Here is a 14,226-nt window from a genome sequence, read left to right on the forward strand (position 1 = left end):
AGGAAGATTATGAGCAAATTTCTCAAGCTTGGCTTACTGATATTATTGTTCCTGCCGGTGATTGTCACCGACCTTGGCGCCGCTCCCCGAAAATCGCGTCCCTGGCCGGAGATCAACCTCTCAATCCTGCCATCGGTCGTCGGCATGTCAAATTCCTGGGCATTCGAAATCAATCGTCGCAGCGCCGTCTATTTGTCCGATCTGGATAAACTGCATCTCGCTGTTAGCTACGGCATGGGCAAAAACGAGAACGACATCACCGCTCTCACCGGACAAAGCGCAGGACGATACGGCTATCGCTTCTATAGCGGAATTGACTACAAGATCGACAATTTCAAACTCGACGTATATTCACATCTCGGCAAGAAGACCTTTGGATCGCTCTGGGCAACTTATGGCGAGGATGAAAATCGCTCAAATCGCGAAGCCTTCTTGCTCGCCGAGCCCAACCGCCTCAATGTCAAAACAGCTTTTGCGTGGAAGTTCAAACCGCGCTTAACTGCCGCTATTTCCGGCGCATTCAGCAATTATCCGCGTTCTTACATTTTTGCCCTTCAACCGAGCGGCACTTCACCTGCTGACACGCAATTTGCTCTTCCAGCAAATGTCGGTGAAAATGTCGAAGGCCAGCTTGACATTATGTATCGTACCGACAACAATCTCGACATCATCGTCGGCGGCAGATTCATTTATCAGCACACTAAATTTGCCGCGCCAGACCCGCCCGCCGGAGCAACCTATCGCGATACTGCGGAAGTAAAGGAATTTGTCTATAGCGGCGCCCCGCGCTTAATCGTCCGTAAAACCTTCCAATCGGGCAGCTACCTTCGCGCCGGAGCGTCAATCTACTTCAACTTGTTCGATTATCAGTACGCAGGCGCCGGCAAGTGGGACTACCCATCGACTGCAGTGCCTTCATATCGTGCTCAGTCATTTGAAACAATGATCCCCAAATGGGAATTCTATATTGATGGCAGCCGTCTCCTCGGCCCCAATGCCGCAGTTTACACTGCGCTCGAATTCGCGGGCTACCCTAACCGGCTGACTCGCAAAGACACCGACTTCGTTCCGGTTGATTTATCGTCTATCAATTCCGACAATATGTTTTCGACTGCATTTACTGCCGATATCAGCGGCAAGTTGACTCGTATCCTCCACGCTATGGCTGGATTCAAACTGCGCCACGTTAGCAACGGTGATGAGCGCTCCACTGCGGGTTCAACTCCAGAGATCATGGACGACCGTTCGCTCTATGCAAGTCTTCGCTTCGGCACGATGACCCGATTCTACCGCAATCTCTGGTGGACAATTCGCGTCAACGAGCTGCGCTTATACACCTCTGAAGCTGTCGGCACTGCCGCCCTCTTCGAAAACACCTCCTACATCGAAACCGAAATTCTCTTCCTAGGATTGTAGTTCGGATCAAGTCCAGCTTTCGTAGGGGCGCAGCTTGCTGCGCCCTGTTTGCTTCATCTCTCCTCCGGGAGAGTAGATCGCAGCTCCCGTGTCTCGTCGTAGCTCCCGCGTCCCGCAGGAGTGAGCACAGTTCTCGATCACCATCACGATAGGTTTGACATTTCTTGGTCTTCGTAGGGTGGGTCTCCTTACCGAACGAGTCGCATATTTTCAAGTAGCGCCTTCCCCGGAGACCCGCCATCCCTGTCTGTCGCCTTTCCCCTCCCGATTCGCTCACTTCACCAACTTCACCACCACATAACGACAACAATTCCGCAAACCGGGCATCACTTGTAACAACGCATCATCTACCTTGGTAAGTACCGAGGCCACTCTCTTTCGCTTCGGCATCAAATTCAGAATGTCAAATGTCTCGGCTTTGATTTCCGAGAAGGAACCCGTAAACCACTCCAGGTCGCGCAGTATCAACGGCGCCTCAAAAAGCGTATGCTTGCGTCGCGCAATATGGCGATACAGCCACAACACCGGATGATACCTCAGATCGTCAATAAACGCAGCCTTTCCGCCCGGTTTGAGAACGCGCGCAATTTCCCCCGGCGCCATCTCCAAATCGACATGATGCAAAGCCGCATTCCCGAACACGAAATCAAACGTCTAATCCGCATACGGCAAATTCTCGCCTGAACCAACGCGAAAATCGCATCGACTTCCCACCTCATTGATCACTGCAGTACGGTTTGCGACCGCTATTGACTTTGCCGAAATGTCAATCCCGTGACATTGCGCTCCGGATCGCGCGAAAAACACCGAGGTCCATCCGGTGCCGCAAGCATAGTCAAGAATTCGCTTGCCGCCAATATCCCCCATGAAGTCTCTCACAGCAGCGTATGGTCGTTGATGCGCAAAGTACTGCTCGTAGTTGAGATTGTTTGTGAATTTCAGCCCTCTTTGTGCCCCTTGCGTCCTCTCGGCTTCGCGGTCAAAAAACTCCGCTTCATCCTGCAGCCGGTCGAAAATTTCTACCGTGAAATCCGTCATGGCAGAATCGTCCCTTCCCGCACTCCTGCAATTGCAGTGGCGTGCTCCAATGATGTGAATTTTTGATATGTTCGAGTGACGCCCCGTCCAAGATAGGAACTGATCCGCCTTTATTTTACTTCACAATACCTTGATTGCGCACTCCCGTTTGTCCCACACGATAAAATTCATGGAGCCACATTGTCAAGCGGAAAATGGATATTTGTTACTATTTTTTGTTTCGGATGAGAATGACGAGAGCCGTAGTTTGCTTTAAAAAACGGAAACAAACAATGTCCCTCGCTTCCATCGGAACGGGTAACTTCGTTTGTCGGGTTCTCAGCGAAGATCAGAACCCGACACTCTTCCAATCACGGCACCAAGTCCAATTCCCCTCTAAAGAGGGGTGGCTCGAACGCCCGAGGAACGAGGGCGGTCGAGACGGGGTGTGTCTTCCGACTGCGATTTTCCCCCCCTCTCCCTGTGGCCGACTTGGTCCCGCCTTGCGGGAGAGAGGGCCGGGTTGAGGCGTCTCGTGCTCCCATGACCTGTCTGGAAGCGCAGAACCCACGGTGGTGGGTCGCGGACGGCAGGCTTCTCCTCCGATCGTGCGGAATTGCCCCTCCCGGAAAAATCTGTAGTCATCCACTCGACATTATTTCCCGCCCCAAATAGTAGAGGCACTGATGTTCGCTTGGAAGCGCCAGCTTTGCCGGCCCAACAAGTACTTTGCAGTGAGTTCGCAACGGCCGTTGCGGTTCAACAATCTCGATCTCGCTGTGACAACTTGCGGGGGCAAGTCTGCAGTAGGTAGCCCCGACTGCAGATGCAAATGGTCTCTGATGTAAGCATCGGTTTCGGTGATAGCTTTGGCTGTCCCGATTAACCCGGGTTATGCCGTTTTTATTGAACACTTTGGAAGGAATTACTAGAGAAGGAAGAGAATCAGAAAACCGGTCAGCAATAAAAAAGGGACACAGTCTCCTGCGTCCCTTGGGAAAGTCAAAAACAGATTCAGACCTTAGTACGCCATCAACTTTTCGGTCTCGGCGACAATCTGGTCAATCTGCGGCAAGCAGGCGCGGTCGCCATCGGGTCCGTATGCCACACGCGCATCAAGCGGAGTGATCAATCCAATCGGAGCATCGAGATAACCGAATGCATCCGAACTGGAAATGACCGCCGAAATCGTCGGACCGGTACCGCCGGGGAAACGATCTTCGGAGACAATCATCACGCGACCGCAGTCGATAGCCGACTGGCGAATGGTCTCTTCGTCCATCGGGCGTAGCGTGCGCAGATCGATGACGCGGGCGTTGATGCCCTTTTCGGCCAACAATTCCGCTGCCTTGAGACACATCGGCAAAGTGATACCGTACGAGATAATCGCGATATCGCTGTTATCCGGATTGTACACCTTCGCCTGCCCGAACGGAATCATGTAATCGAGCGCCGGGTACGGCTTCTCAAGCGGCACGCCATCCCAATCACGACGATTGTAGAGAGCCACTGACTCGCAGAACAACACCGGATCAACGCAGCCGATAGCCGTGCGGAACAAACCGACGGCGTCTTCGGCATTCGAAGGACACACCACATGCAGACCCGGAATGTTCAAGAACGTCCCAAGGTTAGCCTCGGAATGCCAGAACGAACCGGCACCCTGCTTGTATCCGCCGTACGAACAGCGAATCACCATATCGGCGTGCTCCTGCTTCTTCGATCTCTGATGCAGCGAGCAGATGCGGTCTTTCAAATGTTGATATGCCGGTGACATATAATCGATAAACTGAATTTCCGGCAATACCTTGCGTCCCTGATGGGCGTGCCCGGACGCGCGGCCCAAAATACCGGCTTCGTCAAGCGGCGTGTTGAACACGCGGTGAACACCGAAGGCGCGTTGCAGTCCCTGCGATACCAGGAACACACCGCCCTTGCCTTTCAGTATCTTCTGCTCTTCGGTGTTGAACTTCATCTTGCCGGAGAAATCGGCAACGTCTTCACCAAAGAGAATCGTGTCGGTCGTGAGCAAGAATGCATCAAACAACGCATAGTTCATCGCGCGACGGAAAGTCATCGGCCCCTGATCTTCCGGCGGCTCAACAGCCGGACGGGCGCCCATTTCGAAGTACTTCTTGTATTCCTTCTTGCGATCACCCTTGTAAGCGCCGACAATCGAATTCCAACGCTTCTGCGCCTTCTCGAATGTGTAGTCGGTCACCAGACTCGCGATGTATTCGCGTGACTTGTGCTGGCGATCAGAGACAACTTCCTTGGAAATACGCGAGACTTCCTCATCGTACTTCTCATACATCTTCTTGATGGCGTCAGCTTTGAGCACACCGTCTTCGATGAGTGTCTTGGCGGCTTTGAGAATCGGGTCGTTCGTGTAATGCCACTTCTGTTCGGCCAATGCCATATAGAATGACTGATCGTCCGAACCGGAATGGCTCTCTTCGCGCACGACCTTGATATTGCACAACACCGGACCCTTGCCGGAGCGGCAGTATTCGATGTTATCCTTGAGGTGCTTGAGCACTTCCTTGATATCGGTACCGTCGTAGTGGTCGATCTTCAGACCAAAACGCTGGTAACCTTCAAACGGCGAGGTCGGATCGCCATCCGGGAACTGCTCTTCAACAGACACCGAGATTGCCCAACCGCAGTTATAAATCGAGAAAATGTTGCGCGTCTTGTCAAAAACTGAATAGAACACCGCACGAGCAAACTCGGCTTCCGAAGTTGACCCTTCACCGATCGTGGTGTAGACAATGGCGTCCTTCTGCCAGCGTCCGCCGGGATATCGCGACTGCTGCGAAATCGGGGTCGGATTCTTGATGGCATCGCCGATACCGGCCGCTTCGAGCGCATGCGCGCCGGTCGATGAACCTTGAGCAATAATCGATTCTTTGGCGTGGGCGGCGTGGTGATGCTGAATCATTCCGCCGGTCGAGGACGAACGCGGGTCGCCGATGCATTCCAGCATTTTCTGGCGAATATCAATGCCGCGCGTAAGGTCAAGCGTCATATTGCGATAGTAGCACAACAGCGGGTCGTCCTGGCGCAGCAGGTGACCGGTGCAAGAGTCGAGCAGTTCCTTACCGGATGAACCGATAAAGAAGTAGCTTTCGCCGCGGCGGGTGAGCAGTTTTTCTTCGATCAAAATACGACGCGATTTGATCATCGTGTCGAAGATCTTCTCAAGTTCATTCGCGGTCAGCCCGGAATATTCCTTGAGCGGTTTATCGCGGTCGGTGATGTATTTTCCGACCTTATCGTAAGTCTCAACTTGTTGAAGTATTTCCTTGATATCCAAAGTCTCCTACCTTTCCGGGAGTCAACGCAATAATTCGAATATAAGTACGCAAAATACGGGCGATTTGGCAAAAATCAAAACGATTTTTTTGCCGTAAAACGCCCTTTTAGAGACTATTTGGGGCGATGATGGGGAGGAAACCGGAGCCGGAAACTGAACTTTCGAGCAACCGAAAGCGACTGGGAATCCGAACTTGGAACGTAGGCATTTCGGTTCTATTCCCCTTGCAATATAGATTACAACGGCCTATTTTAGCCAAGTCCAATTACCGAAACTGAAAATCGAAAAACCGTTCCGCCGAAATCGAAGTTGGAGAAATTCATGAGTCTGTCCCCCGGACAACAAATCGGACCCTACAAAGTAATCGACCGCGCCGGCTCAGGCGGCATGGGCGAAGTGTTCAAAGCCCATGACACGCGCCTTGACCGCACCGTCGCCATCAAAGTGCTTCCCGCGATCTATGCCGACAATGCCGCATTGCGGTCGCGGTTTGAACGCGAAGCCAAAGCCATCTCCAGCCTCAATCATCCGCATATCTGCACACTGCACGATATCGGCCGCGAGAACGGGATTGACTATCTCGTAATGGAGTACCTCGAGGGCCAGACTCTCACCGACAAACTCAAGACCGGACCGTTGGGTCAGGTTGAACTGCTGCGCTACGGCATCGAAATCGCCGACGCGCTTGAGCACGCCCATCGCCAGGGACTGGTGCATCGCGATCTCAAGCCGCAAAACATCATCATCACGAAGAACGGCGCGAAGCTGCTCGATTTCGGCTTGGCCAAACTACAGATTCACGACGGCGTCGTCGAGGGCATGAGCGGTATCACCCGCACGACTCCGCTCACCGGCGAAGGCACCATCATCGGCACGATTCAGTACATGTCTCCGGAACAGCTCGAAGGAAAAGAAGTCGATTTCCGCAGTGATATCTTCGCGTTCGGAGCGGTGTTATATGAAATGGCTACTGGACAGCGGGCGTTTCAAGCGACGAGTCAGGCCAGTCTGATTGCATCGATACTGACCAAAGAACCGCGCCCCTTGAGCGAACTACAGACGATGACTCCGCCAATGTTGGAGCGGGCGATCAAGCAATGCCTTGCCAAAGACCCCGACCATCGCTGGCAATCTGCCGGCGATCTAAAGAGAACTTTGCAGTGGGTCAACGAAGGCGGCTCGCAAGTCGGCTTGCCGGCTCCGGTAGCGGCGCACCGCAAACGGCAGTTGCAGCTCGGTTGGATCATCGCCTCCGTAGCCACGCTGGCACTGGCGGCGTTGGCATTCATCCACTTCACTCAACCAAAACCGGAGATTGTCACGACAAAGTTCTCGATTCCGGTACCGGAGAAAATGCTGGTCATAACTTGGCCGCGACTTTCTCCCGATGGGACGATGTTGGCATTTCAGGGACGTGATTCTGCGTCTGTGCTGCGAATCTACGTGCGCCCTTTGAATGCCTTGGAAGCCTATCCACTGCCGGGAACCGAAAACGCACAGCGGCCATTTTGGTCGCCCGACAGCAAAACTCTCGCCTTCTTCGCCGGCAACCAGCTAAAGAAGATAGCAGCCCTTGGCGGCCCAGTGCAATTGATCTGCGATGCCAACGGCGGCGCTGATGGGACGTGGGGAGCGTCCGGCGTTATCGTGTTTGACGGAGACACTAACGATTCGATTCGGAGAGTTTCGGCAGGTGGTGGAACAGTCACAGGTGCGACGACGATCAGGCGAGAAAAGGGCGAGCAGTATCATATGTGGCCGTGTTTCCTGCCCAATGGCGAGCACTTCTTCTATTTGTCGTTTGGCGATTCGTTGTCGAGGACGAGGGGCGGTCAGGCTTTGCATGTTGCTGCGCTCGACGGCACAATGGATAAGGAAATCGGGCGAGTATACAGCCGTCTGGAGATAACTCCTGATGGTCAGCTCATTCACAGTCGCGATGGAGTGCTCTATACAACAAAGTTTGACTTCGGCAAGATGGAGCTGGTTGGCGAAGCGATTCCGATAGCCGAAAATATATCTTCGCAAAATGAGATGTCCAATTTCAGCATCTCCGAAAAAGGCCAACTGGTCTATCGTACCGGCGCCATGGGAACAGCAAATCGCCTGTTGACATGGTTCGACCGAAACGGCAAGGAACTGGGCACGGAGGGCGACTTAGCAGACTACGAAGACCTGGCGATCTCTCCGGATGGAAACCGATTGGCGTTTGGCATGGGCGACACCCGGAGTCAGAAATCGGACATCTGGATTCGCGATCTTCGCCGCGGGGTCTCTTCACGGTTAACATTTGAAGAGGAAGATGAAATCTGGCCGATTTGGTCGCCGGATGGCACACGGATACTCTATGCGCAAAACGGCGGCGGTGTTTTCGGCGTTTTTGAACAACAAGCCAATGGCGTCGGTGTGCCGCGGTCAATCTATGCAGCAAGTGGGAAAAACTGTGGCGCGTCATGTTGGGGAGCGGACGGAGAGACGATTGTTATGTCGATTGTGGATCAGGCCTTTGATGTCATAACCGTCAAGTATTCTGACTCGACCAAAGTAACTGCGCTGGTTAAGACTCCAGCTGTCGAGCAGACAGGCGTTCTGTCCCCTAATGGCCGCTACCTGGCTTATTCGAGTACCGAGACCGGTCAGCGGGAGGTCTTCGTCCGCGACTTGAGCCCTACCGGCGGTAAGTGGCAGATATCCGCCGACAACGGGTGGGACGCAAAATGGCGCGCCGACGGCAAAGAACTCATCTATACCAACCGAAGCTTTGACTTTAAGTCTGTGGAAGTGAACACTTCCGGACCGAACTTCGACGCCGGTCGGCCGGAGAAGCTGTTCCGGCAGCGCATGGCATTCACCGGCACGACACAATTTCGCTGGGATATGACTGCGGATGCCCAGAAGTTCATCTTAAATGTGCCGCAAACCGGCGAAGCTACTGGCGAGTTTGTTGTCGTACTGAATTGGTTGGAAGAATTGAAGAAGCGTTAAGATGACGCAAGATCACTCGCGCAGTTGACGCCGAAAGCAAAGCACTCTTCGAGTTTTGCCATATCGCGTTTCACCGAACCAAGCCGGTCCTCGCTGTGTGAATAGGTCACGCGCCCCGATTTCGTAATACCGCACCAGATGAAGAACCCGCCGATCACACGTTCGGCGGCATCGTACTTCTCTCTCTCTCCACCTACCAATATGTAGGCTCCCCTACTACTCAAGATGCCTTGATTGTCGAAGACTGCCTTGCCTTTCACAAACTTTGGCGGGCGGAAACAATTACAGCGATCAATGAACAATTTCATTTGCGAAGACACCGTATCGAAGTGGATCGGCGACGCCAACAGAACGAAGTCAGCTTCGCGCAGATGCTCGAGGACCGGGTAGAGCTGATCCTTATAGATACACAACAGCGGACGCGGATCGACGGCGCAAGATTGACACGGGATAATTTCGAGGTCGTTCAAACGCACATTAGTAACCTCGACATCGGCAATCACCGAACGAAATCCCGACTCGAATTGCTCGGCGAGAATTTCGGTCGAACTGCCGTGACGCGGCGAGCCGTTAACGATTAGCAGCTTCTTCTTCATCAAGTAATTGATAGTACTCCCACATGGCGTTATCAAGCAGCACTTGTACGCGCTGTTGTTCTTTCGCGAGTTCGCCCAGTTTCAACCAGTCGGCGCCGTGTTTTTCATCGAGTTGTTCTGTCTTGAGACGTTCGATGTCGCTTTCGTGAATTGCAATTATGTCTTCAAGCTCTTTGATTCGGCGCTTTCGCGCAGTCGCCAAATTCTTGAGCCGGCGTTCTTCTTTGTACGAATCGCGTTTCTGCAGTCGATCACCGGCATAGCCGCCATCAGATTGCGTCTTCTTGCGTTCGACATATTCTGAGTACTTGCCGCGCCAGTCGATGATCTTGGCATTCTCCAGCGAAAGGACGCGCGTTGCGACTGAATCAAGAAAGAAGCGGTCGTGGCTGATGAACAACACAGTACCGTCGAATTCGCGCAGGGCTTCTTCGAGAACTTCGCGGGAACCGATATCAAGATGGTTTGTCGGTTCGTCGAGAATCAGGAAGTTTGCCGGTAATGCCAGAAGCCACGCCAGCGCGAGTTTCTTCTTCTCACCGCCGGAGAGCATCTTGGTTTGCTTGAAAACATCCTCGCCGAAAAACAAGAAGCGCGCGAGATGGCTGCGAAGCTTAAACGCATCCCATTGCGGTTGGAGATTCCAGACAGTGTCGAGCACGGTCTCATCGGGATTTAGCATCGCTAATTCTTGATCGAAATATTCCATATCGACATTCTTGCCCATCTCGATACTGCCGTCTTGAACATCCAGATCGCCGATGATTGCCTTCACCAACGTCGACTTGCCGGTGCCGTTGCGACCAATCAGGGCAACGCGATCACCGCGTTCGATTTCGAATTCGACATCGGAAAACAAAACGCGATCACCATAGGCAAACGCAAGGTCCTCGATCTTGAGGATCGACAGGTAAGCACGCCGCGATGCCGACATTTTGATGATTGCTTTCTTGGCATCGTGTGTCGGCGCTTGGATTCGTTCGACCTTTGCGAGCGACTTGCGTCGCGACTGCGCCTGTTTGGTCTTTTGTCCGGCGATGTTGCGGACGATGAAATCTTCGATGCGCGCGATTTCTTCCTGTTGATGCAAGTACTTCTTGAGTAGCAGGCGGCGTCGTTCAGCGCGCTCAACGCAGTACGCAGTGAAGTTGCCGTGATACAGCTCTAACTTCCCTTGCTCAAGTTCGACAATCTTATTCACAACGTGATCGAGGAACACACGATCGTGCGACACAACAATCAAAGCACCTTCGAACGCCTGTAGATAGTTTTCGAGCCAGATAGTTGATTCGATGTCGAGATGGTTGGTTGGTTCGTCGAGTAGAAGCAAGTCCGGCGAGTGTAGCAGTACTTTCGCCAGTGATGCGCGGTTGCGTTCACCGCCTGAGAAACTCGAGATCGGGCGATGGAAATCGTCCTCGCTGAACCCGAGGCCGATCAGTGTATTCTTGATGGTGGTATCGAGATTGTAGCCGCCGCGCACTTCCCACTGGTGCTGAAGTTCGCCATACTTTTCCAGATCTGCGGCAGTACCATGCGCAATGATAGTTTCCATCTCTTCCATGGCGCTCTTGATTGCAAGGAGTTCAGAGTATGATTCAAGCATGGCGAGAAAGAGCGGATAGTCCGATTCGATTTCGTCTTCCTGCGAGACATAGCCGACCTTGATCTGACTATGAAGCATGATCGTGCCGGAATCGGCAAGAACGCGCCCCAGCGCAATCTTGATGATGGTAGTTTTGCCGGTGCCGTTCGGGCCGACTAGGCCGTACTTTTCACCCTTAACGACTTGGAGATCAACGCCCCTTAGAAGATGGTCGTCGTTATATTTCTTCTGAATCCCTGCCAGTTGTAGATAGATCAACCAGTGCTTACCTCCCCGGTGCGCGCGCTATAGGCGACAGCCATTTCAATCAGCAGGAAGATAAAGCCAAAGAGCAGGAAAAGCTTCCATAATTCTGTGCCAAATCGCGCAGAGGCAATGGACTCTGCCGGGTTGGATTCGTAGTCGAGCACGATGACTCTGGTCCCGGCAATCTTGGCGCCGACATCCTCGGCATCGACGTAAGCCGGTACAGACTCGATTGACGGGAAATTGACTGCAAAAACATCCACAGTTCGGCCATCGCCAAGAATCTGATAGACGCCGGTGTATTGCAAACGACCGAGATCAAACACAACTGCGCCGGCTCGAATCGCCGCCGAAACATTGGTCGTGTCGCCTCTTGGGGAAACCAGCACAAATTGACGGGCATCTTGCGGGCCGAGTTCGCGGGTGATTTCGTTTCCAGCCAAAAGCATTTCACGTTGATTCAGCGGCTCGGAAACGAGATACTCGATCGAGCGATTCAACATGATGACCATCAGCGGACGGAAAACGATGTCGGAGTAGGTGTCGTTGAGACTGAAAGTATACAATAGCGCCTTGCCCTTGCCGATGTTGGCTTCGAGGACGGCGGGCGAATTGTCGGAGAATCGCGCCAGCACTGTCGACTTGGCGGACTCTTTGGTCTTGAAGTGCCCGATGAATTCCGCCTGCGGAAGTTTGTCCGCGGCAAATTGACGATATGGTGAAAACAGCGGATGAGCGAAATCGAAATTGTTGAGCAGATACTTGCCACTCGCGGTAGCTGCAACTGGCGGAGCTTCCAGTGCCTGGAGTCCGAACAACGGCGACGAGATCTTTTCGGAGAAATCGGCGAAATCTAAATCGGGGCGCATCAGGAATAGCACCGAACCGCCGGAGTTGACATAGTTGATCAGCGACGAGACGAGCGCTTGCGGAATTCGTCCCTTGAGATTGACAATGGCGGCATCATATTCACGCAGGTTAAGAGTACTCGCCTGAAGAGCGCCGAAGAGGGAAATGTCTTTCGATAGATTTTCGCTTTCTGATGGTGCGAGTGCGTTGCGAGTGAAGTACGCTTCCTGGTCGTCGTCAGAGATCAAGGCAATCTTACTGCCTGAAGGTATCCGCATCGCGAAGTGAGAACGATTGTCCGACAATAAGTCATCGTCGTCGATGGCGATACTGCCATAAAGGAATCCGGCTTCAGTCGGAGTGTAATTAAATGACACTTTGCCTGAACCGGATGGCGGAATGGAAAGGTCGGTCTGGGCGACCCGGGTATCGTTGACTTCGAGCGATACGAGTACTTCCGCAGGAGAGTCTTCCTTTTGATTGCGAATTTCTCCGAACAAGGTGAATGCTCGTCCTGCTGTGATTATCTGATTGGGGAACGTGACTTTCTCGGCCTCTACGTTGTCGATTTCCGGTCCAGAGGTGGAGGTCACAAAGAGCTTCACGTCCATACGCTCGGTTTGAAAAAGGTCGAATTCAAAGTTACGCCAAGCGTCGCCCTGGAAATCGCTGATGAGATAAACTTCCAGATTGGGATCAGTAGCTTCTTTGAGCAGTGTGAATGCGCGCGCAAAGCCCGTTGAAGGGATCGCTTCGGCACTGGATGGTGTCATCGCCTTGAGAATTTCCTTGAGGCGGTCAAAATCGGAAGTCGGCACACCGGAGTCGTAGAGTAACGTCGATGCAAATCCGATGATGACGACTTTCTCCTTTTCGGTGAAGTTGCCGAGTATCGCTTCGGCTTTTTCGATGCCTCTTTCAAAGAAACTGCCCGAATTAGTTTCGGATGCGGAAGAACCGGAAACATCGAGAAGAATCACAGCAGTGGTGGTGGTTTTGCCGCCCAATGCAGGAAGATATCCGCCCTCGGTGGTGGGACGAGCGAAGGCAAAGGCGATAGCCAGAAGTGCCAGCGTGCGCAAAATCAGCAGTAGAATCTGCCGAATCTTGACTTGGCGCATTCGCGTCTTCTGCAGGCTGACGAGATACTTGACCGTCGAGAACTCGATGACCTTGACGCGCTGCTTGTTGAACAGATGCAGCAGCAGCGGAATTGACGCGGCTGCGGCGAAAAGTAGCAGGAATGGATTTATGAAGTTCATCTATGCCTTATTCTCAAGTCGGTTTCGTAAAGAGGTATACGCTTGAAGCGACCCATTAGTTCTTATAAGGAGTCTTGAGGTACTTGCGTGCCTGCTGTTTTTCGAGATATCCGGTCGGCATATCGAGTATCTGTTGATATTGCTCTCGCGCGGCTTTGCGGTCTTTCTTGAGGTCAAGAAGTTCGCCTTTTGCCAGCAAGATTTGCCCGACATAGAACATCCGCTCTTCGAGGAACAACGCCAGCTCCAACTCAGTTTCCGCCAGTTCGGGAGCTTTAAGGCGCAGGGCGGCTTTGCCGACGCGGAGATGATGCAACGAGTTGTCCGAATAGGCGCCGACCAGAAGCTTGGATTGATCCAAGGCTCTTTGATAGCAGACAGACGCTGAATCGGTCTGTTTCAGTGCGGCATAAATGTCACCAAGTGCAAGATCGTAATCGACGCCGAATGCGGGGTTCCTGGTCATCGACTGTGCTTTCTGCAAAGCTTCAAGTGCCTTCGGGTACTCGCCTCTACTGAAAGCAATCAGTCCCAACTTGTAGTAAACGGTGTGTAGAGAAGAATCGATCTTTCCGAAACTCTCATAGATATTTCTGGCGCTATCGACCTCGCCCATCGCCAACAGCATATTCGCATAGAAGATTCGTGCTTGATAGGCCTTGGTTGTGTCGCGCAAGAGCGGCTGCAGCGCTTCACCGGCGCGCTTGAAATCACCATAGGTGTAGTATAGACTTGAGAGTGTTTGCGCCGACCAGATACTGTCGACGCCCTCGGCTTGCGCTTTCTCGGCATAAATCAGCATTCTCGGATACTGCAGAAACATCTGGGCGCGGGAACTAAAATAGCTGAGCGGTCCGGCGGCCAGCGTTAGGGTATCGAGGTAGCCATGCCATTCGGAAACGACTTCGGCCATCTGCTGTCCGTATGACTTGG

The 14,226-nt window shown here is 52.9% G+C and carries 9 protein-coding genes; 2 read left to right on the plus strand and 7 right to left on the minus strand.

Annotation, left to right across the window (positions count from 1 at the left end; translation table 11 throughout):
• Positions 1-9 precede the first annotated feature (9 nt).
• Positions 10-1,416 (plus strand): hypothetical protein, encoded by a 1,407-nt coding sequence (locus IPH59_09175; GenBank protein ID MBK7091879.1) that lies wholly within the window; start codon positions 10-12, stop codon positions 1,414-1,416.
• Between the two features lie 273 nt (positions 1,417-1,689).
• Here IPH59_09175 and IPH59_09180 read toward each other — a convergent pair whose 3' ends face one another.
• The 3 genes from IPH59_09180 to IPH59_09190 all read right to left on the minus strand — a co-directional run bounded on the left by IPH59_09180 (position 1,690) and on the right by IPH59_09190 (position 5,749).
• A complete protein-coding gene (locus IPH59_09180) occupies positions 1,690-2,058 on the minus strand; it encodes a hypothetical protein (protein ID MBK7091880.1) in 369 nt (122 codons plus the stop codon).
• A gap of 12 nt (positions 2,059-2,070) precedes the next feature.
• Positions 2,071-2,454 (minus strand): methyltransferase domain-containing protein, encoded by a 384-nt coding sequence (locus IPH59_09185; GenBank protein MBK7091881.1) that lies wholly within the window; start codon positions 2,452-2,454, stop codon positions 2,071-2,073.
• Positions 2,455-3,454: 1,000 nt separating this feature from the next.
• A complete protein-coding gene (locus IPH59_09190) occupies positions 3,455-5,749 on the minus strand; it encodes a hypothetical protein (protein MBK7091882.1) in 2,295 nt (764 codons plus the stop codon).
• Between the two features lie 321 nt (positions 5,750-6,070).
• On the opposite strand from IPH59_09190, the gene IPH59_09195 reads away from it, so the two are divergent.
• A complete protein-coding gene (locus tag IPH59_09195) occupies positions 6,071-8,734 on the plus strand; it encodes a protein kinase (GenBank protein ID MBK7091883.1) in 2,664 nt (887 codons plus the stop codon).
• Here the strand turns inward: IPH59_09195 and IPH59_09200 are convergent.
• The 4 genes from IPH59_09200 to IPH59_09215 are packed head-to-tail and all read right to left on the minus strand — an operon-like array spanning position 8,731 to position 14,206.
• Positions 8,731-9,330, minus strand: a complete 600-nt coding sequence (locus IPH59_09200) for a flavodoxin family protein (protein MBK7091884.1) — start codon at positions 9,328-9,330, stop codon at positions 8,731-8,733. The genes IPH59_09195 and IPH59_09200 overlap by 4 nt on opposite strands.
• Positions 9,305-11,194 carry an ABC-F family ATP-binding cassette domain-containing protein gene (locus tag IPH59_09205; protein ID MBK7091885.1) on the minus strand — a complete coding sequence of 630 codons (1,890 nt, stop codon included), beginning with the start codon at positions 11,192-11,194 and terminating at the stop codon, positions 9,305-9,307. Before IPH59_09205 ends, IPH59_09200 begins: the two co-directional genes overlap by 26 nt.
• Entirely contained in the window at positions 11,191-13,293 is a 2,103-nt protein-coding gene (locus IPH59_09210) for a BatA and WFA domain-containing protein (protein MBK7091886.1), read from the minus strand. Before IPH59_09210 ends, IPH59_09205 begins: the two co-directional genes overlap by 4 nt.
• A gap of 55 nt (positions 13,294-13,348) precedes the next feature.
• The gene (locus tag IPH59_09215) at positions 13,349-14,206 is read right to left on the minus strand and encodes a tetratricopeptide repeat protein (GenBank protein ID MBK7091887.1); all 858 of its coding nucleotides are present in this window, start codon (positions 14,204-14,206) and stop codon (positions 13,349-13,351) included.
• Positions 14,207-14,226: the final 20 nt, after the last annotated feature.

The organism is bacterium, from assembly GCA_016708315.1.
Taxonomy (GTDB): Bacteria; Zixibacteria; MSB-5A5; order CAIYYT01; family CAIYYT01; genus JADJGC01.

Coding starts and splice junctions, on each gene's coding strand:
- IPH59_09210 (MBK7091886.1), bottom strand. CDS start 13,293: ATGAACTTCATAAATCCATTCCTGCTACTTTTCGCCGCAGCCGCGTCA.
- IPH59_09195 (MBK7091883.1), top strand. CDS start 6,071: ATGAGTCTGTCCCCCGGACAACAAATCGGACCCTACAAAGTAATCGAC.
- IPH59_09185 (MBK7091881.1), bottom strand. CDS start 2,454: ATGACGGATTTCACGGTAGAAATTTTCGACCGGCTGCAGGATGAAGCG.
- IPH59_09215 (MBK7091887.1), bottom strand. CDS start 14,206: ATGGCCGAAGTCGTTTCCGAATGGCATGGCTACCTCGATACCCTAACG.
- IPH59_09200 (MBK7091884.1), bottom strand. CDS start 9,330: ATGAAGAAGAAGCTGCTAATCGTTAACGGCTCGCCGCGTCACGGCAGT.
- IPH59_09175 (MBK7091879.1), top strand. CDS start 10: ATGAGCAAATTTCTCAAGCTTGGCTTACTGATATTATTGTTCCTGCCG.